The organism is Blattabacterium cuenoti (assembly GCF_014252015.1).
GTDB classification, from domain to species: domain Bacteria; phylum Bacteroidota; class Bacteroidia; order Flavobacteriales; family Blattabacteriaceae; genus Blattabacterium; species Blattabacterium cuenoti_U.
On the sequence record NZ_CP059206.1, the window covers coordinates 350,706 to 373,377 of the forward strand.

At 29.4% G+C, this 22,672-nt stretch carries 17 protein-coding genes, 4 tRNA genes and 3 rRNA genes; 13 read left to right on the top strand and 11 right to left on the bottom strand.

Features of this window, described 5'->3' with window-relative positions:
• Window positions 1-68 precede the first annotated feature (68 nt).
• Both rpsA and H0H50_RS01650 read left to right on the top strand, forming a co-directional pair.
• A complete protein-coding gene (gene rpsA, locus H0H50_RS01645; RefSeq protein ID WP_185866909.1) occupies window positions 69-1,880 on the top strand; it encodes a 30S ribosomal protein S1 in 1,812 nt (603 codons plus the stop codon).
• A gap of 10 nt (window positions 1,881-1,890) precedes the next feature.
• On the top strand, window positions 1,891-3,609 hold the full coding sequence (locus H0H50_RS01650) for a ribonucleoside-diphosphate reductase subunit alpha (RefSeq protein WP_185866910.1): 1,719 nt from the start codon (window positions 1,891-1,893) through the stop codon (window positions 3,607-3,609).
• Window positions 3,610-3,618: 9 nt separating this feature from the next.
• Here the strand turns inward: H0H50_RS01650 and rrf are convergent.
• The 5 genes from rrf to H0H50_RS01675 form a co-directional block, all read right to left on the bottom strand.
• A 5S ribosomal RNA gene (rrf, locus tag H0H50_RS01655) occupies window positions 3,619-3,729 on the bottom strand.
• A 45-nt stretch (window positions 3,730-3,774) separates the two neighbouring features.
• Window positions 3,775-6,671: ribosomal RNA gene (locus H0H50_RS01660) — 23S ribosomal RNA — on the bottom strand.
• Window positions 6,672-6,720: 49 nt separating this feature from the next.
• A tRNA-Ala gene (locus tag H0H50_RS01665) sits at window positions 6,721-6,795 on the bottom strand.
• 4 nt (window positions 6,796-6,799) lie between these two features.
• Window positions 6,800-6,873: transfer RNA gene (locus H0H50_RS01670), tRNA-Ile, on the bottom strand.
• A gap of 136 nt (window positions 6,874-7,009) precedes the next feature.
• A 16S ribosomal RNA gene (locus H0H50_RS01675) occupies window positions 7,010-8,542 on the bottom strand.
• Together the 16S, 23S and 5S rRNA genes with 2 tRNA genes alongside form the textbook arrangement of a ribosomal RNA operon.
• A gap of 250 nt (window positions 8,543-8,792) precedes the next feature.
• Between H0H50_RS01675 and queA the strand changes: the two genes are divergently transcribed.
• From queA to H0H50_RS03130, 4 genes are read left to right on the top strand one after another with little or no spacing between them, the layout of a single operon-like run.
• Window positions 8,793-9,836: a tRNA preQ1(34) S-adenosylmethionine ribosyltransferase-isomerase QueA gene (gene queA, locus H0H50_RS01680; protein WP_185867429.1), complete on the top strand. Its 1,044-nt coding sequence runs from the start codon at window positions 8,793-8,795 to the stop codon at window positions 9,834-9,836.
• Between the two features lie 29 nt (window positions 9,837-9,865).
• The gene (locus H0H50_RS01685; RefSeq protein WP_185866911.1) at window positions 9,866-10,843 is read left to right on the top strand and encodes a polyprenyl synthetase family protein; all 978 of its coding nucleotides are present in this window, start codon (window positions 9,866-9,868) and stop codon (window positions 10,841-10,843) included.
• A 12-nt stretch (window positions 10,844-10,855) separates the two neighbouring features.
• Entirely contained in the window at window positions 10,856-11,065 is a 210-nt protein-coding gene (locus H0H50_RS03125) for a toprim domain-containing protein (RefSeq protein ID WP_394798956.1), read from the top strand.
• Window positions 11,066-11,082: 17 nt separating this feature from the next.
• Window positions 11,083-12,972, top strand: coding sequence for a type IA DNA topoisomerase (locus tag H0H50_RS03130; protein WP_394798968.1), 1,890 nt, complete (start codon window positions 11,083-11,085; stop codon window positions 12,970-12,972).
• On the opposite strand, the gene H0H50_RS01695 is transcribed toward H0H50_RS03130, so the two are convergent.
• Window positions 12,973-13,395: a hypothetical protein gene (locus tag H0H50_RS01695; RefSeq protein WP_185867430.1), complete on the bottom strand. Its 423-nt coding sequence runs from the start codon at window positions 13,393-13,395 to the stop codon at window positions 12,973-12,975.
• A gap of 285 nt (window positions 13,396-13,680) precedes the next feature.
• Between H0H50_RS01695 and rsmI the strand changes: the two genes are divergently transcribed.
• Entirely contained in the window at window positions 13,681-14,352 is a 672-nt protein-coding gene (gene rsmI, locus H0H50_RS01700) for a 16S rRNA (cytidine(1402)-2'-O)-methyltransferase (protein WP_185866912.1), read from the top strand.
• On the opposite strand, the gene H0H50_RS01705 is transcribed toward rsmI, so the two are convergent.
• Window positions 14,353-15,342: an aspartate-semialdehyde dehydrogenase gene (locus tag H0H50_RS01705; RefSeq protein ID WP_185866913.1), complete on the bottom strand. Its 990-nt coding sequence runs from the start codon at window positions 15,340-15,342 to the stop codon at window positions 14,353-14,355.
• A 66-nt stretch (window positions 15,343-15,408) separates the two neighbouring features.
• Between H0H50_RS01705 and gmk the strand changes: the two genes are divergently transcribed.
• On the top strand, window positions 15,409-15,993 hold the full coding sequence (gmk, locus tag H0H50_RS01710) for a guanylate kinase (protein WP_185866914.1): 585 nt from the start codon (window positions 15,409-15,411) through the stop codon (window positions 15,991-15,993).
• Window positions 15,994-16,047: 54 nt separating this feature from the next.
• On the opposite strand, the gene H0H50_RS01715 is transcribed toward gmk, so the two are convergent.
• Window positions 16,048-16,121: transfer RNA gene (locus tag H0H50_RS01715), tRNA-Asn, on the bottom strand.
• A complete protein-coding gene (locus H0H50_RS01720) occupies window positions 16,112-16,552 on the bottom strand; it encodes an RpiB/LacA/LacB family sugar-phosphate isomerase (protein ID WP_185866915.1) in 441 nt (146 codons plus the stop codon). Before H0H50_RS01720 ends, H0H50_RS01715 begins: the two co-directional genes overlap by 10 nt.
• A gap of 110 nt (window positions 16,553-16,662) precedes the next feature.
• Here H0H50_RS01720 and H0H50_RS01725 point away from each other — a divergent pair, with 110 nt between their 5' ends.
• The 5 genes from H0H50_RS01725 to H0H50_RS01745 all read left to right on the top strand — a co-directional run bounded on the left by H0H50_RS01725 (window position 16,663) and on the right by H0H50_RS01745 (window position 19,827).
• Window positions 16,663-17,880: a phosphoglycerate kinase gene (locus H0H50_RS01725; protein WP_185867431.1), complete on the top strand. Its 1,218-nt coding sequence runs from the start codon at window positions 16,663-16,665 to the stop codon at window positions 17,878-17,880.
• Between the two features lie 71 nt (window positions 17,881-17,951).
• Window positions 17,952-18,566, top strand: coding sequence for a superoxide dismutase (locus H0H50_RS01730; protein ID WP_185866916.1), 615 nt, complete (start codon window positions 17,952-17,954; stop codon window positions 18,564-18,566).
• Window positions 18,567-18,576: 10 nt separating this feature from the next.
• On the top strand, window positions 18,577-18,930 hold the full coding sequence (gene folB, locus H0H50_RS01735; protein WP_185866917.1) for a dihydroneopterin aldolase: 354 nt from the start codon (window positions 18,577-18,579) through the stop codon (window positions 18,928-18,930).
• 4 nt (window positions 18,931-18,934) lie between these two features.
• A tRNA-Cys gene (locus H0H50_RS01740) sits at window positions 18,935-19,005 on the top strand.
• A gap of 69 nt (window positions 19,006-19,074) precedes the next feature.
• On the top strand, window positions 19,075-19,827 hold the full coding sequence (locus tag H0H50_RS01745) for a uroporphyrinogen-III synthase (protein WP_185866918.1): 753 nt from the start codon (window positions 19,075-19,077) through the stop codon (window positions 19,825-19,827).
• 52 nt (window positions 19,828-19,879) lie between these two features.
• On the opposite strand, the gene glmS is transcribed toward H0H50_RS01745, so the two are convergent.
• Together glmS and H0H50_RS01755 are read right to left on the bottom strand one after the other, a co-directional pair.
• A complete protein-coding gene (glmS, locus tag H0H50_RS01750; RefSeq protein WP_185866919.1) occupies window positions 19,880-21,730 on the bottom strand; it encodes a glutamine--fructose-6-phosphate transaminase (isomerizing) in 1,851 nt (616 codons plus the stop codon).
• A gap of 34 nt (window positions 21,731-21,764) precedes the next feature.
• A complete protein-coding gene (locus tag H0H50_RS01755; RefSeq protein WP_185866920.1) occupies window positions 21,765-22,583 on the bottom strand; it encodes a glycogen/starch synthase in 819 nt (272 codons plus the stop codon).
• Between the last annotated feature and the right edge of the window lie 89 nt (window positions 22,584-22,672).

Consider the following 22,672-nt stretch of genomic DNA (forward strand, 5'->3'; position numbering starts at 1 on the left):
TCTAGTTTATCTGCCCATGTATGTTTTTTAATGGATAGATAGAAAATAGTGAAAAAATAATAAAAATTATGTCTAATCAAACCGAAGAAATAAAAAAAAAATCATCCTCTTTATATGAAATACAAAATAAGAAACTGAAGGATCAGGTAAATCTAAAAACAAGTTTCGATTGGACGAAATATGAAACTCATTTAAATAATGAGATACAAGAAGAAAGAAAAAAATTTGAAGAAATATATACAAAAACTTTACCAAAAGTTCAAGAATTAGAAATATATCAAGGAATTGTAACACATCTTTCGGATAAGACTATTATTGTAGATATTGGATTTAAAGCAGAAGGGGCCATTCCTATAAATGAATTTAGAGAAAATTTTAATATTCAAGTTGGCAGTAAAATAGAAGTAATGGTTGTCAAAATGGATTATAAAGGACAATGTATTCTTTCATATGAAAAAGCAAAAATGCTAAGAAACTGGCAACGTATTAATGAAGCATATGAAAAATCAGAAGTAATATTAGGTTTTGTTGCAGCTAGAACAAAAGGAGGACTAATTATTGAAATATTTGATATAGAATGTTTTTTACCTGGATCACATATTAATGTAAAACCTGTTCGAGATTATGATACTTATGTAGGAAAAACTATGGAAGTAAAAGTAGTTAAGATTAATCAAAAAACAAAAAACGTTGTTGTTTCTCATAAAGTATTAATAGAAAGAGATATTGAAGAACAGAGAAAAGAAATGATCTCAAAATTAGATAAAGGTCAGGTATTAGAAGGTAAAATTAAAAACATTCTTCCTTATGGTGCTTTTGTAGATTTGGGAGGTGTAGATGCATTGCTTCATATTACCGATATGAGTTGGCCGCATATTAACCATCCTACAGAAATAGTTCAGTTAGAACAGGAATTAAAATTTGTTGTATTAGGTGTAGATAAAGATAAAAATCGCGTACAATTGGGATTAAAACAATTACAACCTCACCCTTGGAATTCTTTAGATAAAGATTTAAAGGTAGGGAGTAAAGTAAAAGGAAAAGTAAGTGTTTTAGCCGATTACGGAGCATTTATTGAAATTATTCCAGGTGTAGAAGCGTTATTACATATTAGTGAGATGTCTTGGTCTACAGATTTATCTTCTACTCAAGATTTTGTACAAATAGGAGATGAGTTAGAAGCTGTTATATTAACCATAGATCGTCAAGAAAGAAAAATGTCTTTAAGTGTGAAACAATTGACTACAGATCCTTGGATTAATATCCAAGAAAAATATCCTATAGGATCAAAATATATTGGATTTGTAAGAAAATTTAAAAATTTTGGAGTTTTTTTAGAATTGGAACAAGGAATCTATGGAATTATTTACACGAATGATCTTTCATGGGTAAAAAAAATTAAACATCCTTCTGAATTTTGTAGTATAAATGATAAATTAGAAGTAATTATCCTTGCTATAGATACTCAAGCAAGAAGATTAAATTTAGGACATAAACAATTAAAAGAAAATCCATGGAAGAAATATGAAAATATTTATTATGTGGGAAGTATTCATAATGGAATAATATCAAATTTATTTGATAAAGGAGCTTTTGTCAAATTTACAGAAGATCAGGAAATAGAAGCTTTTGCTCCATTACGTTTTTTGGAGAAAAAAGATGGGGCTACTTTAAAAAAAGGAGAAAAAACCCATTTTAAGGTTATTGAATTTAATAAAGAAACTAAAAAAATTGTTGTTTCTCATACATCTATTTATCGCGATAAAGATCAAAAAAAAGAGCAACGTATGAGAAACAGAAAATTTGAGAGATCTACTCTCGGAGATATAGCAGGATTAGCTAAACTCAAAGAGCAAATAGAAAAAGAAAAAAACAAATAGTTCTACGATAATGGAAACACACCCTATTGCAGAAAAAGAAGGATGGCAAGTAGGAAAAGATTTTCCTATTTGGGCTAATAATGAATTATATTTAACTACAATTAAAGGTGGATATTTATTAGATGGAGAAACTCCTTTTGAAGCGTACAAAAGATTGGCAAAAAATGCAGCAAAAATTTTAAAAAAACCGAAAATAGAAGGAGAGTTTTTTAATATTTTTTGGAAAGGATGGCTTATCCCTTCTACTCCAGTCATGGTAAATCTTGGAACAGAAAAAGGTTTACCTATTAGTTGTTTTTCAGGAAGAATTGGGGATAGCATGTATGAAATATATAGAAAAAATTTAGAAATGGCAATACTCAGCAAACATGGAGGAGGTACTTCTTATGATTTTAGTTTAGTTAGACCTATAGGGAGCTCCATAAAAAATGGAACATTAGGAACTTCTGATGGAATTATTCCTTTTATTAAATCATATGATAGTGCTATAGTAGCAAGTAAACAAGGAAGAACACGTAGAGGAGCTGTCGCTATTTATTTAAATATAGAACATAAAGAATATCCGGAATTTTTAAAGATTAGAGAACCTAAAGGTGATATTAATCGTCAATGTCACAATGTTCATCAAGGAGTGATAATTTCTAATTCTTTTATGGAAAAAGTATTAAAAAAAAATGGAAAAGAACGAATTTTATGGATTGATACTCTTAAAGAACGTGTTCAAACTGGAGAACCATATCTTTTTTTTAAAGAAAATGCTAATAAAAACATTCCAGAAAATTGGAAAAAACACGGGTTAAAAATACATCATAGTAATCTTTGTTCAGAAATAATGTTGCCAACAGATGAAAATCATACTCTTGTATGTTGTTTATCTTCTTTAAATTTATATAAATACGTAGAGTGGAAAAATACAAATACTGTCTTTTATGCTATTCTATTTCTTGATGCGGTTATGCAAGAATTTATTGATAAAGGAAAACATATACAGGGAATAGAGGATGCAGTTCGTTTCGCAGAAAAAAGTAGAGCTTTAGGTTTGGGAGCTTTAGGATGGCACTCATATTTACAATATAATATGATTCCTTTTGTATCTGTTAAATCTGAAATGCTAATACATAATATATTTAGGAATATACAATTAGAATCTCAAAAAGCTACTAAATATTTGGCTAAAGAATATGGAGAATCGGAATGGAATGTAGGAACAGGAAGAAGAAATTTAACTTTAATGGCGATAGCTCCTAATAGGAGTTCTGCAAAATTAGCGGGGGGTCTTTCTCAAGGGGTAGAACCTTTAGCTGCAAATATATATGTAGATGATGATTCAAAAGGAATGCATATTCGTAAAAATCCTTATTTGGAAAGAATACTCACAAAAAATGGATATAATATTCCGGAAGTTTGGGAACAAATAGCTAATGAAAAAGGATCCTGTCTTGGATTAACTGCTCTTGCTCTTAGTGAGGAGCAAAAAAATGTTTTTAGATGTTTTAAAGAAATTAATCAATTAGAATTAATTAAACAAGCGAGTATTCGACAAAAATATATTGATCAAGGACAAAGCATAAATCTTTCTTTTCATCAAAATGCTCCAGCAAAATATGTAAATAAAGTACATATTGAGGCTTGGAAAATAGGCTTAAAAAGTCTTTACTATTATAGAAGTGAAAGTATTCTTCGTGCAGATACCGGAAATCGAGATTTATATTCGGAAAGTCTGTTATAAATATATAAATAAGGGCGGCGACTTACTCTCCCGGAATAAACCAGTACCATCAGCGCTAATGTGTTTCACTTCTCTGTTCGGAATGGAAAGAGGTGGGTCCACATTGCTATAACCACCCATTAAAAATTTAAATAAAAAGACATAACATAATATACATCATGATAGATTAAAAGCTTACGGGTAATTAGTACTACTCAGCTATGATATTACTATCTTTACACTTGTAGCCTATCAACGTTGTCATCTTCAACGACCCTTAAAAGAAGCCTAATCTTGTGGAGAGTTTCGCACTTATATGCTTTCAGTGCTTATCTCTTCCGAACATAGCTACTCAGCGATGCACCTGGCGATACAACTGATACACCAGAGGTTCGTCCAATTCGGTCCTCTCGTACTAGAATCAGGTCCACTCAAGCTTCTAACGCTCGCAATAGATAGAGACCGAACTGTCTCACGACGTTCTGAACCCAGCTCGCGTGCCACTTTAATGGGCGAACAGCCCAACCCTTGGGACCTTCTTCAGCCCCAGGATGTGACGAGCCGACATCGAGGTGCCGAACCTCCCCGTCGATGTGAGCTCTTGGGGGAGACTAGCCTGTTATCCCCGGAGTACCTTTTATCCTTTGAGCGATGGCCCTTCCATGCGGAACCACCGGATCACTATGCCCTACTTTCGTACCTGGTCGACTTGTTGGTCTCACAGTCAAGCACCCTTATGCCATTACACTCTACACACGATTACCAAACGTGTTGAGGGTACCTTTGGGAGCCTCCGTTACTTTTTTGGAGGCGACCACCCCAGTCAAACTACCCACCACGCAATGTTCTCAATTTTTTTTGATTGAGTTAGATTTCAATTAAAAAAAGGGTGGTATTTCAAGGACAACTCCACATTATCTAGCGACAATGTTTCAAAGTTTCCCACCTATCCTACACATTTTTTAATCGAAATCAATACGAAGCTATAGTAAAGGTTCACAGGGTCTTTTCGTCCCATTGCGAGTAATCGGCATCTTCACCGATATTACAATTTCACCGAGCTCACGGCTGAGACAGTTTCCAGATCGTTACACCATTCGTGCAGGTCGGAACTTACCCGACAAGGAATTTCGCTACCTTAGGACCGTTATAGTTACGGCCGCCGTTTACTGGGGCTTCAGTCAAAAGCTTTGCCAAAGCTAACTTTTTTCTTTAACCTTCCAGTACTGGGCAGGTGTCAGACCCTATACATCATCTTTCAATTTAGCAGAGTCCTATGTTTTTGATAAACAGTCGCCTGGATCTCTTCGCTGCGGCCTTTTTTAAAAAAAATTAAAAAAGGCTACCTTTCTTCCTAAGTTACAGGTTCATTTTGCCTAGTTCCTTAGCCGTGAATCACTCGAGCACCTTAGGATTCTCTCCTCAACTACCTGTGTCGGTTTTGGTACGGTTTACTTTTATCTGAAGCTTAGAGGCTTTTCTTGGAAGCTCTTACCTGCACTATCCACTCCCCCGTAGGTTCGTGGTACTATCGTAGATCAGCAAAATATACGGATTTTCCAATATATTTTATACCTAACTACTTTAACGTACACATCCGTCCGTACGCGACAGTTTCATTGCTCCGTCCCCCCTATCGCAATAAAAGCAAGTACCGGAATATTAACCGGTCTTCCATCGATTACACCTTTCGATTTCACCTTAGGATCCGACTAACCCTCAGCTGATTAACATGGCTGAGGAAACCTTAGTTTTTCGGTGTGCGGGTTTTTCACCCGCATTATCGTTACTTATACCTACATTTTCTTTTGTAAAAGCTCCACTATATCTTACAATATAGCTTCTATGCTATTACAATGCTCCCCTACCGATTGATAAATCAATCCCATAGTTTCGGCGATATATTTATGCCCGATTATTATCCATGCTCAGTCACTCGACTAGTGAGCTGTTACGCACTCTTTAAATGAATAGCTGCTTCCAAGCTAACATCCTAGCTGTCTCAGTAACTGAACTTCGTTTATTCAACTTAATATATACTTGGGGGCCTTAACTGATGGTCTGGGTTGTTCCCCTCTTGGACATGGACCTTAGCACCCATGCCCTCACTACCGTGAAACATAATAACAGCATTCGGAGTTTGTCAGGAATTAGTAGGTGGTGAAACCCCTTCATCCAATCAGTAGCTCTACCTCTGTATTATTTAACACGATGCTGCACCTAAATGCATTTCGGGGAGTACGAGCTATCTCCGAGTTTGATTGGCCTTTCACCCCTATCCACAAGTCATCCGAAGACTTTTCAACGTCAACCGGTTCGGTCCTCCACTATGTGTTACCACAGCTTCAACCTGCTCATGGATAGATCACTCGGTTTCGCGTCTAATTCTTACGACTATATACGCCCTATTCAGACTCGCTTTCGCTACGGCTTCATAGCTGAACTATTTAACCTTGCCGAAAAAATTAACTCATAGGTTCATTATGCAAAAGGCACGTCGTCACTTCACGAAAAAGCTCCGACAGTTTGTAAGCGTATGGTTTCAGGATCTATTTCACCCTTCTATTCGAAGTACTTTTCACCTTTCCCTCACGGTACTAGTTCACTATCGGTCTCTGAGTAGTATTTAGCCTTACCGGATGGTCCCGGCAAATTCAGACAAGATTTCTCGTGTCCCGTCCTAATCAGGTTACTACACATGTAATTTTTTTATTTTGTATACAGGATTATCACCTTCTATGATTGATTTTTCCAAATCATTCTACTATAAAAAAATAGTCATTTATTGTAGACCTATAACCCCACTATAGCCTAGACCATAATGGTTTGGGCTCTTCCGTTTTCGCTCGCCACTACTAACAGAATCACTATTGTTTTCTTTTCCTCTAGATACTTAGATGTTTCAGTTCTCTAGGTTAGCTTTACATAAAAGTAATATTATACTGTTGTATAATAGGTTTCCCCATTCGGAAATCTGCGGATTAATTTGTATGTGCCAATCCCCGCAGCTTATCGCAGCTTATCACGTCCTTCTTCGCCTCTCAGAGCCAAGGCATCCACCATACGCCCTTTATTAGCTTTTTTCATGAATTGTATATTATGTATGTCAAAGAACTATAAATACTATAAAAATGGAGAATATCGGGATCGAACCGATGACCTCCTGCGTGCAAAGCAGGCGCTCTAAACCGGCTGAGCTAATTCCCCTAAATAGTCTCGCGCGGAATTGAACCGCGGACCTCTACATTATCAGTGTAGCGCTCTAACCATCTGAGCTACGAGACTGATTCTTATCATTCTTATCCTTATCATCAATTTCTCTACTCTCTTACCATTTTTCATATAGAAAGCTTCCAGCCTAATAACTAGGTTTTTTTTAATAAGTTTTTCAATTGATTTATAAATAAGAAAAAACTCTAAAAAAAGAGATGTTCCAGCCGCACCTTCCGATACGGCTACCTTGTTACGACTTAGCCCCAGTTATCGATTTTACCTTAATCAGCTCCTTTTACGGGCACCAATTTCAGGTATCCCCGACTTCCATGGCTTGACGGGCGGTGTGTACAAGGCCCGGGAACGTATTCACCGCATCATGGCTGATATGCGATTACTAGCGATTCCAACTTCATAGAGTCGAGTTGCAGACTCCAATCCGAACTGAGATCGGCTTTTAGAGATTAGCTTCTGATTACCCAGTAGCAACCCTTTGTACCGACCATTGTAGCACGTGTGTAGCCCAAGGTATAAGAGCCGTGATGATTTGACGTCATCCCCACCTTCCTCTCGACTTACGTCGGCAGTCTTGCTAGAGTCCCCGACATTATTCGTTGGCAACTAACAACAAGGGTTGCGCTCGTTGAGGGACTTAACCCAACACCTCACGGCACGAGCTGACGACAACCATGCAGCATCTTGTACTCCGTCCGAAGACTAAACTATTTCTAGCTTATTCGTAGTACATTTAAACCTTGGTAAGGTTCCTCGCGTATCATCGAATTAAACCACATGCTCCACCGCTTGTGCGGGCCCCCGTCAATTCCTTTGAGTTTCAGCCTTGCGACCGTACTCCCCAGGTGGATCACTTATCACTTTCGCTTAGTCACTGAAATAAATCCAACAACTAGTGATCATCGTTTACGGCGTGGACTACCAGGGTATCTAATCCTGTTTGCTCCCCACGCTTTCGTGCCTCAGCGTCAGTATAGACTTAGTAACCTGCTTTCGCGATTGGTGTTCTGTGTGATATCTATGCATTTCACCGCTACACCACACATTCCAGTTACTCCAGTCTCACTCAAGTCTATCAGTATCAATAGCAATTTTAACAGTTAAGCTGCAACATTTCACTACTGACTTAATAAACCGCCTACGCACCCTTTAAACCCAATAAATCCGGATAACGCTTGTGTCCTCCGTATTACCGCGGCTGCTGGCACGGAGTTTGCCGACACTTATTCGTATAGTACATTCACAATTCTTATCACGTAAGAATTTTTATTCCTAAACAAAAGCAGTTTACAACCCGTAAGGCATTCTTCCTGCACGCGGCGTGGCTGGTTCAGAGTTTCCTCCATTGACCAATATTCCTCACTGCTGCCTCCCGTAGGAGTCTGGTCCGTGTCTCAGTACCAGTGTGGGGGATCACCCTCTCAGGCCCCCTACCGATCATCGTCTTGGTAAGCCTTTACCTTACCAACAAACTAATCGGGCGCACGTCCATCTTTTGCCGCATTTCTGCTTTAATAATAAAATCATGCGATTTTATTATACTATAGAACATTAATCTAAGTTTCCTCAGGCTATTTTCTAGCAAAAGGTAGGTTACGTACGTGCTACGCACCCGTACGCCGGTCGCCATCAAAATCTATGAATAGATTTCATGCTGCCCCTCGACTTGCATGTGTTAAGCCCGCCGCTAGCGTTCATCCTGAGCCAGGATCAAACTCTCCGTTGTGAAAAAATTAATATCAAATACGTAAAACTTTATTAAAATCCCGATGTATCAGGCTTAGAAGCTTCTTTATGCAAAGAACAATAAAACAACCATTCTCGAAAATGCAAGTATACGTCTTTTTTTTTAAAATAAAAAAGTTTTCAATCAAAAATTGAAAAAAAAATAAATTATATATATATTTTTCTAGAAAAATAAATAATCTAATTTTATACAATTAAAATATTAATTTACTAATTCATCAGACATGAACATGAGAACTTCAGATTTTGATTTTATATCTCCTTTAAATCTTCTTGCTAAATATCCAAATCAAGAAAGAGATGAATCTAAATTAATGATCATTCATAGGAAAAATCAAAAAATAGAACATAAATTATTTAAAGACTTACATGAATATTTTGAAGAAGGAGATTCTATAATTCTCAATAATACCAAAGTTTTTCCAGCAAGATTATTTGGAAATAAAGAAAAAACAGAAGCTAAAATAGAAGTTTTTTTACTTAGAGAATTAGATTCAAAAGATAGAACATGGGATGTATTAGTTGATCCTGCTAGAAAAGTAAGAGTAGGAAATAAATTAAATTTTGGATCTGGATTAACAGGTGAAGTTATAGATAACACTACTTCTAGAGGAAGAATTTTACAGCTTAATTTTAATGGAAATCATGAAAAAATTATAAAAAAAATAAAAGAGTTAGGAAAAACCCCTTTACCCAAATACATGAATAGACAACCAGAAAAAAATGACGAAAAACGTTATCAAACAGTATATGCAAAAAAAGAAGGATCTGTAGCTGCACCTACAGCAGGATTACATTTTTCAAAACACTTATTAAAAAAACTAGAAATAAAAGGGATCAATTTAGTGGAAGTAACTTTACATTTAGGATTAGGAAGTTTTTTACCTGTAGAAGTAGAAGATATATCAAAACATAAAATGGATTCCGAAAAATGCTTTATAGATGAAAATACATGTAAAATAATCAATTATACCAAACAAAAAAAAAAACGAATTTGTGCTGTTGGAACTTCTTCTATGAGAGCTATTGAAAGCTCAGTTTCTTCTAACAAAAATTTAAATCCATTTTGTGGATGGACTAATAAATTCATTTTTCCTCCTTATAACTTTAGTATAGCTAATTCTATGATTACGAACTTTCATATGCCAAAATCTACATTACTTATGATGACAGTTGCTTTTGCTGGTTTTGATTTAATAATGAAAGCATATCGAGTAGCAATAGAAAAAAAATATAGATTTTATTCTTATGGTGATGCTATGTTAATATTATAAAACACTATCAAAAAAAACCATAAGATATTATGAAAATAATCCTAGATAAAGTAAAAACTATCATAAAAAAAGAAATAAATGAATTTGAAAAACAATTTGTAGATATAATTAAAAGCAATGTTCCTTTAGTTAATCAAATTACTCATTATATTATTCATAGAAAAGGAAAATTAATTCGTCCTATATTTATTTTTTTAATTGCTAAAATGTTAGGAAATGTACAAAAAAAAACATATCATACCGCTTGTTTAATAGAACTAATCCATACAGCTACACTTATACACGATGATGTGATAGATAATAGTTTTCTTCGTCGTGGTTCTTTTTCTATTAATGCTATATGGAAAAATAAAATAGCTGTTTTAATAGGAGATTACTTACTTTCTAAAAGTCTTTTAATTGCAACAAATAATAATTATTATGATTTACTCAAAATTGTGTGTAAAACCATAAAAAATATGAGTGAAGGAGAATTATTGCAAATGGAAAAATCTAAAAAATTAAATATCACTGAAAAAATTTATAATCAAATTATTTATCATAAAACAGCAAGTTTAATTGCTGCTTCTTGTGAAGCAGGAGCACGATCGGTCAATGTAGACGAAAAAACAGCTTTAAAAATGAGAAAATTTGGAATTTTTACAGGTATAGCTTTTCAAATAAAAGATGATTTATTTGATTATGATGAAAAAAAAAATAATTTTACTGGAAAACCTATAGGAATAGATCTAAGAGAAAAAAAAATAACACTTCCACTTATTTATACTATTCAAAATGCTTCTGAAAAAGATCAAAAATATATATTAAATTATATAAAAAATTATGACGAAAAAAAAAGATGCCAAATAATTAATTATGTAAAAAAATATGGAGGGTTAGAATATGCCACTAAAAAAATGATAAAATTTCGCAATAACGCATTAAAAATATTAGAGTTTTATCCGGAAGGTACAATTAAAGAAACGTTAAAAATAATGGTAAATTTTATTGTAGAAAGAAATCAATAAATTCGAAATAAAATGAAAAAAAACTTAGTAATTGTGGAATCTCCCACTAAAGCTTGTACAATACAAAAATTTCTTGGAAAAAATTACTATGTAGTATCTAGCTATGGACATTTCATAGATCTACCAGAAAAAGAAATAGGTATTAAAATTAAAGATAATTTTAAACCAAATTATGTAATACTATCTAAAAAAAAAAAATTGTTCAAAATCTTAAAATATTAATAAAAAATTACGAAATCATTTGGTTAGCTTCTGATGAAGATCGTGAAGGAGAAGCTATAGCTTATCAAATTTATAAAACATTCAATATTCCTAATGAAAAATATAGAAGAATAGTATTTCACGAAATTACGAAAGAAGCAATTTTTTATGCTATAAAAAATCCAAGATCTATTGATTATAATTTAGTTTATGCTCAACAGGCTAGACGAATTATAGATCGATTAGTAGGATTTCAATTATCTCCTATTTTATGGAAAAAAATCAACTCTGGTCTTTCTGCAGGAAGAGTTCAATCTGTAGCAGTAAGACTTATAGTAGAGCAAGAAAAAAAAATTCAAAACTTGATTCCTTCACCAGTTTATCAATTATATGGAATTTTTACTAATTCTGAAGATAAAACTACTTTTAGTGCTAAGTTGGAAAAAAAAATAGAAGATAAAAAAAAAATGAAGAATATTTTAACATTATGTTCAAATAGTACTTTTGTAGTAAAAAAAATTGTTGTAAAACAAGAGAAAAAATGTCCACCTCCTCCATTTACTACATCATCTTTACAACAAGAAGCTTGTAATAAGTTAAATTATTCTATATCCAAAACAATGTTTTTAGCTCAAAAATTATATGAAAAAGGATTTATTACATATATTAGAACAGATAGTACAAATTTATCAAAAAAAATATTAGTAGAAATTAAAAATTTCGTTCTTTCTTCATATGGAAAAAAATATCTATATATAAAAAAATTTTATAAAAAAGAAAATAAATTATCTCAGGAAGCTCACGAAGCTATTCATCCTACAGTTATTAATTTTAATAAAAATTATTTAGATTCTTTAGATATATTTCATAAACGTCTTTATAAACTTATATGGAAACGAACAATTGCAGGACAAATGAAAGATGCTATTTTTGAAAAAAAAGATATTTATATTCAACCTTCTCATTTTAAAAATTTTTTTATTTGTACTAAAAAAACTGTTTTGTTTGATGGTTTTATGAAGATATTCAATATTGAAAAAAAAGAAAAATATAACATAGATATTTTAGAAATAAAAATAAAGAAAGATTCTTTTCTAGAAAAAAAAGAAATTATAGCTAAACAAACTATTAAAAATCATATACGAAGATACAATGAAGCCAGTTTAGTAAAAAAATTGGAAGAATTAGGAATAGGTAGACCTTCTACTTATGTACCTATAATTTCCACTATTCAAAAAAGAAATTATGTTAACATACAAAAAATTTCAAAAAAAATAGAAACACGTGAAATTTTTATATTGAAAGGAGATTCAATTATTAAAAAGAATGATCAAATTTCTGAAACGGAAAAAAATAAATTTTTTCCAACAGAAATGGGTATTTTAACCACTAATTTTTTAAAAGAAAATTTTTATGAAATAATAAATTATGATTTTACTGCAAACTTAGAAGAAAAATTTGATAATATAGCTAAAGGAAAACAATCTTGGATTGAAATTATTGAAAATTTTTACAGTAAATTTTATAATAAAATACAATATGTTAAAAATAATGTCAATAAAATTGATAAAAAACGTTTTCTTGGAGAAGATCCAAAATCTGGTAAAAAAATTTTTGTAAAAATAGCAAAATATGGTCCCATTATTCAAATGGGAGAATTTAATAATAAAGAAAAGCCAAAATTTGTTCCCTTATTAAACAAACAAAAAATAGAAAAAATTTCTCTTACAGAAGCTTTAAAAATACTTGAACTTCCAAAGTTATTAGGTGTATTTGAAAAAAAAGATATTTTACTAAAAATAAATAAATACAATATTTATATTAAACATAATAGCAAATCGATTCCAATTGATGAAAAAATATTTTTGAATAATTCACTCAATTTAGAAGAAGCTGTTAACATTATAATTAATAATAGGAATAATTAATTAACTATCAAAGTATCTTTGATTTAAATAAGTAGTTGGATAAGCTTGATCATGTCCTGTACGTTTTACGTGATCTAAATATTTAGGAATATAAGATAAAGCTTTAACTCTATCAGATAAAGACATACGATTCCAAATATTTTCAGCCATTCTTTTTTTTCCAACTTTATATCTATAATCTGTCCAAAAACGACTAAAAGATAAATCAGCAGGAATTTCTTCTATAGAAAAAGCTGATCTAGCATTTTTCATTTTATTTATAATAGATTCATTGTAAGGTAAATATTTACCTATCCATACATAATGCGAAAAAGAAAGTCTTTCAGGAAAAATAACCTCTCTCAAAAAACCATTCAAATCATACTTAAATATAATATCTCCAGATACTAAATGACTTCTAAATATATATTGTTTTCCTCTCATTATTATTGATTTCATCAGCATTAATTAATTTTTTAATGCATTAACTCAACTATTATATTATATTATTAATTATAAATAATTATTTTATTTGATGATGAAATATTAATTTAAAAAAAAGTATTTCACATAGTCTAATTATTTTAATTTGAATGATTAAAAATTTTTTACAAATATTTTCCTAAAATTTTATGATAGAAGTTATGGATTTTTATTTTTATAATAATAGATTTATTATATCTTTTTTTTATATGATTTTTAACATTTTTTAACATTGTAAATTATAATATGTTATATATTGTACCTACTCCTATAGGAAATCTTGAGGATTTTACTTTCAGAGGATTACGAATATTAAAAGAGGTAGATTTAATTTTAGTAGAGAATTATAAAACTTCCAAAAAATTATTGAATTTTTATAATATAAAAACTAATGTAAATAAATATCATATTTATAATGAACATAAAATAATTCCCTATATTATAAAAAAAATTAAAAAAGGAAAAAAATTAGCGTTAATATCTAATGCAGGTACTCCAAGTATATCGGATCCAGGTTTTTTGTTAATAAAATCTTGTATTCAAGCTTCTATTACTATAGAATGTTTGCCTGGTCCTACTGCATTTGTTCCAGCATTAGTTTGTTCAGGAATGTCTACTAATGAATTTATTTTTATAGGTTTTTTACCCAAAAAAAAAAGAAAAATTAAATTAGAAAATCTATCTAAAGAAAATAAAACTATTATATTATACGAATCTCCTCATAGATTATTACAAACATTAAATGAAATGAAATATTTCTTTGGTTCAGAAAGAAATATTGTCGTATGCAAAGAAATATCTAAATATTTCCAAAATATATCAAGGGGAAATATAGAAAAAATGATTTTATATTATCAAAATTCAAAAAAAATATTAGGAGAATATACTCTTATAATTGAAAAAAATTTTGAAAAATAGTTAAACATATTTTTTTCTTATTAAATGTTCAGCAATTTGAATAGCATTAGTAGCTGCACCTTTACGAAGATTATCTGACACGATCCAAATATTTATAGAATTTGGAAATGAAAAATCTTCTCGTATTCTACCAACAAAAACTTCATCTTTTCCATTTGCATATAATGGCATTGGATATCCATTTTTTTTTGGATTATCTTCAACTATTATTCCTTTTGTTTTCGATAGTATTTCATATATATGATTTATATTAGGTTTCTTCTTAAATGTTATATTAACACTTTCTGAATGCCCCCCTGTAACAGGAACACGGACAGCTGTTGCTGTTATTGATATGTTATAATCATTTATTATTTTTTTTGTTTCATTTATTAATTTCATCTCTTCTATTGTATATCCATTATTTGTAAAATGATCACAATGAGGTAATACATTTTGATAAATAGGATGTGGATATACTTTTAAAGAAAAATTTCCATCCTTTTCTTTATATAGCTGATCCAAAGCTTTTTTTCCAGTTCCTGTTACTGATTGATAAGTGGAAATAATAACTCTACTAAGTCCATATTCTATATGCAATGGAAATAAAATCATAACTAATTGTATTGTAGAGCAATTTGGATTAGCAATAATTTTATCTTCTTTACATAAAGAAGTCGCATTGATTTCAGGAACAATTAATTTTTTGCTGGGATCCATCCTCCATGCTGAAGAATTATCAATAACTGTAGATCCTTCTTTTGAAAATTTTGGAGCCCATTCTTTTGATATATTAGATCCCGCTGAAAATAAAACAATATCAGGTTTGTTTAAAAATAGATCATATATACTAATAATTTGATATACTTTTTTTTTAAAAAAAAATTCTTTACCAATAGATTTATCAGAAGCGGAAATATATAACTCTTTTAATGGAAAATTTCTTTTTTCTAGGAGATCAATCATCACACGTCCGACCATTCCTGTTACACCTACTATTCCTAATTTCATATCACATAAATTTTTATAAAAACTTTATTTTCCATGATATTAAATAAAACAAAGTTAGATAAAATAATGAAAAAAGGAAAAATGATTATTTTATCAGGTCCTTCTGGATCTGGAAAAACTACGATTTCACATTGTTTACTTTCAAAATTTCCAGAACTAAAATTTTCGGTTTCATGTACTACACGATCAATTCGAAATAATGAAATACATGGAAAAGATTACTATTTCTTGTCTATAAACTCTTTTTTTTCTAAAATAAAAAAGTATCAATTTGCAGAATGGGAGGAGGTTTATCCAAAATTATTTTATGGAACTTTAAAAAATGAAATTTATAAAATTTGGAAATCAAATCAACATATTTTATTTGATATAGATGTAAAAGGAGGATTAAATCTAAAAAAACAATATCCCAATAATTCTTTATCCATATTTATAATGGTAAATTCTATAAAAGTTTTAAAAGAAAGACTTATTACAAGATATCATAAAAACTATGAAAATGATGAAACAAACATAAATATTCGTTTAAAAAAAGCAAAAAAAGAAAATAATTATGCTAAATTATTTGATTTTGTTTTATTAAATATTGATTTATTTCAAACAAAAAAAAAAGTAATTCAGATAGTTTCTAATTTTATTTATGGAAAATAACAATTGAAATAACTGTATTTAAAACTAATTCACATGTAGTTTTATCGGAATAAGCTCCTCAGGCTGGATTCGAACCAGCGACCCCCTGATTAACAGTCAGATGCTCTAACCAACTGAGCTACTGAGGATTTGTAGGTATTTTTTTTATTCTTATTTTGTGTCTTCCTCCTTCAAAATTTGTTTCTAAAAATATTTCTACAATTTCTATTATTTCATTTTTTTTTATGAAACGTGCTGGTAAACTAATGATATTAGCATTATTATGTTTTCTTGCTAAAATTGCGATTTCTTTTTTCCATACTAAAGCTGCACGAATTTTTTCATATTTATTAGCTGTCATAGCTGCGCCATTTCCACTTCCACATATGATAATTCCAAAATCAGCTTTTCCTTCATTTACAAAATTTGCTGTAGGATGAATAAAATCTGGATAATCAACTTTTTTTCCTTGTTCTGAAAATCCAAAATCTTTGATTTTGTATCCTTTTTTAATTAAAAAATTGTTTATCGCATATTTATAATATACCCCTGTATGATCAGAACCTATTGCTATTAGCATTATATTTTTGCAAAAAAAAGAAACAAACAATAAATATACATTAAAATTTTACAATCCATTTATGTTTTAAATATTATAAATTTAATTCGGTAATTTTGCATAATATGAATATGATAAAGGAAATAAAAACTATTAACAATTTTAATTTTGAAAATCAAATTGCTTTAATAAGAGTTGATTTTAACGTTCCTATAAACAAATCTTATAAAATTATAGATGATACACGTATTCAATATAGTATTCCTACCATTAGAAAAATTATTTCTGAAAAAGGAAAAATTGTTCTCATATCTCATTTTGGAAGACCAAAAGGAATTCCATCCAAAACATATTCTTTAGAATTTTTAGCTCATTATTTATCCAGAAAATTAAATGTTTTTGTAAATTTTTTTGGAGATTGTATTGGAGATTCTGTGATAAAAAAAGTTAATGAATTGAAAAATGGTGAAATTTTATTATTAGAAAATTTACGTTTTTACAAAGAAGAAGAAAATGAAGATGAAAATTTTGCTCATGAATTATCAAAATTAGGAAATATTTATGTTAATGACGCTTTTGGAGTAGCACATCGCTTACATTCTTCTATTACCATTCTTCCCAAATTTTTTGGAGAAAAAAAATGTATTGGTTTTCTTATGAAAAAAGAAATAGAATTTTTAAACCAATTTTTATATGGAAAAGGAGAAAAACCTATTACAGTTTTATTAGGAGGAGCAAAAATTTCTTCTAAAATAGAGATTATTGAAAATATTATAAATTTCGCAGATTACATTTTAATAGGAGGAGGAATGTCTTATCCTTTTATAAAAATGAAAGGTGGAAAAATAGGAAAATCTATGATTGAAGAAGATAAAGATCAAACTATAGAAAAAACATTAAAAAAAATTTTTCATAAATATAAAAAAAAAACAAATATTATACATCTACCGGAAGATGTATTGATAGCCGACTCATTTAAAAATGGAGCCAACACTAAAATTAGCCCTATTTATTCCATTCCAAATGGATGGATGGGATTAGATATAGGTCCTGTTTCTATAAAAAATTTTTGTAAAATTATAGAAAAATCTAAAACGATTTTATGGAATGGACCTGTAGGTGTTTTTGAATTTCCTAATTTTTCTTTAGGAACTAGATCTGTAATAAAAGCAATTGCAAATGCAACTGATAAGGGTGCATTTTCTTTAGTAGGAGGTGGAGATTCTATAGCTTCATTAAAAATGGAGAAAAGTGAGAAAAAGATGAGTTACTTATCCACAGGAGGTGGTGCTATGTTATATAGTTTGAAAAAGAAAATACTTCCCGGAATAAATGCAATAATATTTTAAATTAAATTTTAATACCAAGGTTTTTAATTATATTTGTTTTCTCAAACATATTATATTCTAAAAAAAAAACTATGTCATTTAAATTACCGAAACTTCCCTATTTATATGAGGATCTCGAACCTTACATAGATAGAAAGACTATGGATATTCATTACAATAAACATCATGCAACTTATACTAATAATCTAAATAATTCTATTTCAAATACAAATATGTTGAATTTTTCTATAAAAGAAATTTTAGAAAGAGTTCATGTTGAATCTTCAATAATACGTAATAATAGTGGAGGTTTTTACAATCATAATTTATTTTGGGAAATATTGATTCCTCATATCAAATATACTCATCCAAGTCCAGATTTTCTTGAAATTATTCAAAAAAATTTTAATTCTTTTGAATCTTTTAAAGATAACTTTTCTAAAGTTGCAGCTAATCATTTTGGATCCGGATGGACTTGGTTATGCGTAAAAGAAGAAAAATTAACAATTTGTTCCACAGCCAATCAGGATAATCCTATTATGTTCGGAATGGGTTGTGAAGGGATTCCAATACTTGGACTAGATGTTTGGGAACATGCTTATTACTTACAATATCAAAATCGTCGTTTAGATTATATTTCTTCTTTTTGGAATATAGTAAATTGGATAAAAGTAGAAGAAAATTATAAAGAAGCTATGAAAAAATAATATTTTTTTCATGGGAAAAATAGTGTTAGAAAATATTAAATTATTTGGATTTCATGGATGCATGCCAGAGGAAAAATATGTTGGATCTCATTATACAATTAATCTAGAAATTGAAATTGATTTTCATCAAGCATCTGTTAATGATGATTTATCTAAGACTATTAACTATGTAGATTTGTATCATATTGTAAAAGAAGAAATGAATATTAATTCTAAATTGATTGAACATTTAGCACAAAGAATAATTAAGAGAATAAAAAAATATAAAAAACCTCTAGTAAAATATACAAAAGTAAAAATTTGTAAGGAAAATCCTCCATTACAAGGAAATGTAGATAGAGTATGTGTTATTTTAGATGATTGAAGATGGCACTGTGGCCGAATGGAAAGGCAGAGGTCTGCAAAACCTTTTATAGCGGTTCGATTCCGCTCTGTGCCTTTTTTTTATTTTTATATTAATTTTATGTATACATTTTAAACTTTAAAATTCTGTTATACAAAAAAAAGGATGAAAATAAATAATATTCTGATTTCACAACCTCTTAGTGGTGGTTCTAATGCTCCATACATAGAACTTAGCAAAAATAAAAATGTGAATATTGATTTTCGATCTTTCATAGAAGTAAAAGGGGCATCATCCAGTGATGTAAGAAAACAGAAAATCAATTTTTCAGATTTTACCGTCGTTCTTTTTATTAGTAAAAAATCTGTAGATCATTATTTTCGATTAGCAAAATCGATGCGTTTCAAAGTTCCCATTTCCATGAAATATGTATGTCAAACAAATACCATAGCTTATTATTTACAAAAATATATTATTTATAGAAAAAGAAAAATTCATATTGGAAATATGTCATTTAAAGATATACTTCCTTATATTAAAAAACATTACAAAGAAAAATTTCTTTTACCTTCTTCAGATATATTAAAGTCAGAAATTCCTGATATGTTAAATAAACTGAATATTTTTTGGAAAAGAGCTATTTTATATAAAACAACTTCTAGTGATTTATCTGATTTAAAACATGCATGTTATGATATTTTAGTTTTTTTCAACCCAGCAGAAGTCAAATCTTTATTTGATAATTTTCCTAATTTTGATCAAAATAATACAAAAATTGCTACTTTCGGAAAAAATACTTTAGATGCGGCTTGTAAGGCCGGATTAAAAATTGATATAAAAGTACCAACACCAGAATTCCCTTCTATGGCTATGGCTTTAGAAAAATATATTAAAAAATCAAATAGAATCAGATATTGAAAATATTTATTTTTAATTATTCATTAAATATTCTTATAAAAAGAAAATATAGTTATTCTACTGTGACTGATTTAGCTAAGTTTCTTGGTTGGTCTACATTTTCTCCACGTATATAAGCAATTTGATAAGCTAATAGTTGAAGTGGTATTACTGTCAACAACGGACTAAATACTTCAGAAGTATCTGGTATTTTTATCACATGATCTGCTAACATATTAACTTGAACATCACCTTCATTAATTATAGCTATAATCTTTCCTTTTCTAGCTTTTACTTCTTGAATATTACCAATAATTTTATCGTAACATCCTTTTTTTGTAGCAATAATAACTACAGGCATATTCTCATCAATTAAAGCTATGGGACCATGTTTCATTTCTGCAGCAGGATAACCTTCTGCATGAATATAGGATATTTCTTTTAGTTTTAAAGCACCTTCTAAAGCCACCGGAAAATTAATTCCTCTACCTAAATAAAGAAAATTATTTACATCGTAGTATACTTGAGATATTTTTTTTATAATATTATCTATTTTTAATGTTTGATCAACTTTTTCAGGAATAGAACCAAGTTCTTTACATAATAATTTATAACGACAATCATCGATTGTAGATCGATGTTTTCCTATGATTAAGGCTAACAAAATAAGAACTGTGATTTGTGCAGTGAAAGCTTTTGTTGAAGCAACTCCTATTTCAGGACCCGCATGTGTATAAGCACCTGCATCTACATTTCGTGCAATAGATGATCCAACTACATTACAAATTCCAAATACAAAAGCTCCTTTATTTTTTGCTAATTTCAAAGCAGCTAAAGTGTCTGCGGTTTCTCCTGATTGAGATATTACAATAATTACATCTTTTTTTCCTATAATAGGATTTCTATACCGGAATTCAGATGCATATTCTACCTCTACTGGAACACGCGCTAATTCCTCTAGTAAATATTCTCCAATTAGACTAGCATGCCATGAGGTTCCACATGCTACTATAGTTATACATTTAGCATTAACAAAAATGTCTTTATTAGATTCAACTCCATCAATACAAATAATCTTTTCCGGTATTAATAATCTACCTCGTAAAGTATTAAAAATCGTTTTAGGTTGTTCATATATTTCTTTTAGCATGAAATATTTATATTTTCCTTTTTCAATTTCTTTTAAATTGATTTGAAGTTTTTTAATAATTGGATTCAATCTATGATTATCTATAATCTTTCTAAGATCTAGTTCTTTACCTTTTTTAAGAATAGCCATCTCTCCATCTTTTAAATAAATGACATTCTTGGTATAATCTATGAAAGAAATTGGATCAGATGCAATGAAAAATTCTTTTTCATTTATTCCCAAAGATAAAGGACTTCCTAACTTTGCAATAATGACTGTTTCAGGACGAGATTTTTCTACTACAGCAATAGAATAAGCTCCTACAATTTCATTTAAAGAAATTCTTACTGCCTCTTCCAAAGATAATTTATTTTCTTTTTTAAGATATTCAATTAAGTTAACAAGAACTTCTGTGTCTGTTTTACTTTTAAAAGTAAATCCGTTCTTTAACAAAATAATTTTAATAGCATAATAATTTTCTATAATTCCATTATGAATTATAATGAGTTCATTGGAATTAGAAACATGAGGATGAGCATTAATATTATCTGGAATTCCATGAGTGGCCCATCTTGTATGACCTATTCCAGTAGTCCCTATCATTTGTTTTTTACAAAAAGAAATTTTTTTTTCTAATTCATAAACCCTACCTTTAGTTTTATATAAATTATATCCATTCTCATAAAAAATAGCAATACCAGAACTATCGTATCCTCTATACTCTAATTTTTTTAATCCACTAATAATAATAGGATAAGCTTCTCTATAACCTAAATAACCAATTATACCACACATTCTAGATAAAATTAGAAGTTTTTATCTATTTTATTTAATTTATCTGTTCTAAAACAGTTTCTTTATAAAATTGTTGATAAACGGTTTCTATTTCTTCTACAGGATAATATTTTAATACTAATAACTTAGTTATTTTTATATAATTTTCTATTTCCTCGGGGAAAAAAAGATCTCCTTTTATAATAGCATCCGAGAAATACATACATAATTTTATTATATTAAAATAATTTGGATTTTCTAACAATTTTAATTTTCTAGATTTTATACCATCTAGTTTTATTTTTTTAATAATATCTTTATTTAAAGATCCTTTGAAAGGATTATTATAAATAGATACAACAATTTTTACATTTTGATATACGGGATCATTTTTATAAAAATTTTTAATATATAAAGGGATAAAAGAACTGATCCATCCATATATATGGATAATATCAGGTTTCCAATTTAATTTTTTTACAGTTTCTAAAACTCCTTTTGTAAAAAATAAAGCTCTTTCATCATTATCTTGAAAAAAAATACCATTTTCATCTTTATCTATAGCTTTCCTCTTAAAATATTCATCATTATCTATAAAATAAACTTGCAATCTAGCATCAGGAATCGATGCCACTTTTATTAATAAAGGTTGATCTATATCGTTAATTACTAAATTCATGCCTGATAAACGAATAACTTCATGTAATTGATGTCTTCTTTCATTGATGACTCCAAAACGAGGCATAAATATACGTACATCGTTTCCTATTGATTGCATAAATTTAGTAGCTTTCAATACAGATAGAGAAACCGGATTTTCTGAAGAAAAAGGAAATAAATCCGAAGAAACATATAATATACGTTTATCTGTCATCTTAGAGTTATTTTATTTTTATATAATAGTAAAAAAATGGATCATTGCAAATATAATAAATAATATCCTAAGTTTAATAAAAAAAAAAT

What these genes read in the sequence shown, in the direction of transcription:
- rpsA (WP_185866909.1), top strand. Translation starts at nt 69, where the DNA reads ATGTCTAATCAAACCGAAGAAATAAAAAAAAAATCATCCTCTTTATAT.
- H0H50_RS01650 (WP_185866910.1), top strand. Translation starts at nt 1,891, where the DNA reads ATGGAAACACACCCTATTGCAGAAAAAGAAGGATGGCAAGTAGGAAAA.
- queA (WP_185867429.1), top strand. Translation starts at nt 8,793, where the DNA reads ATGAGAACTTCAGATTTTGATTTTATATCTCCTTTAAATCTTCTTGCT.
- H0H50_RS01685 (WP_185866911.1), top strand. Translation starts at nt 9,866, where the DNA reads ATGAAAATAATCCTAGATAAAGTAAAAACTATCATAAAAAAAGAAATA.
- H0H50_RS03125 (WP_394798956.1), top strand. Translation starts at nt 10,856, where the DNA reads ATGAAAAAAAACTTAGTAATTGTGGAATCTCCCACTAAAGCTTGTACA.
- H0H50_RS01695 (WP_185867430.1), bottom strand. Translation starts at nt 13,395, where the DNA reads ATGAGAGGAAAACAATATATATTTAGAAGTCATTTAGTATCTGGAGAT.
- rsmI (WP_185866912.1), top strand. Translation starts at nt 13,681, where the DNA reads ATGTTATATATTGTACCTACTCCTATAGGAAATCTTGAGGATTTTACT.
- H0H50_RS01705 (WP_185866913.1), bottom strand. Translation starts at nt 15,342, where the DNA reads ATGAAATTAGGAATAGTAGGTGTAACAGGAATGGTCGGACGTGTGATG.
- gmk (WP_185866914.1), top strand. Translation starts at nt 15,409, where the DNA reads ATGAAAAAAGGAAAAATGATTATTTTATCAGGTCCTTCTGGATCTGGA.
- H0H50_RS01720 (WP_185866915.1), bottom strand. Translation starts at nt 16,552, where the DNA reads ATGCTAATAGCAATAGGTTCTGATCATACAGGGGTATATTATAAATAT.
- H0H50_RS01725 (WP_185867431.1), top strand. Translation starts at nt 16,663, where the DNA reads ATGATAAAGGAAATAAAAACTATTAACAATTTTAATTTTGAAAATCAA.
- H0H50_RS01730 (WP_185866916.1), top strand. Translation starts at nt 17,952, where the DNA reads ATGTCATTTAAATTACCGAAACTTCCCTATTTATATGAGGATCTCGAA.
- folB (WP_185866917.1), top strand. Translation starts at nt 18,577, where the DNA reads ATGGGAAAAATAGTGTTAGAAAATATTAAATTATTTGGATTTCATGGA.
- H0H50_RS01745 (WP_185866918.1), top strand. Translation starts at nt 19,075, where the DNA reads ATGAAAATAAATAATATTCTGATTTCACAACCTCTTAGTGGTGGTTCT.
- glmS (WP_185866919.1), bottom strand. Translation starts at nt 21,730, where the DNA reads ATGTGTGGTATAATTGGTTATTTAGGTTATAGAGAAGCTTATCCTATT.
- H0H50_RS01755 (WP_185866920.1), bottom strand. Translation starts at nt 22,583, where the DNA reads ATGACAGATAAACGTATATTATATGTTTCTTCGGATTTATTTCCTTTT.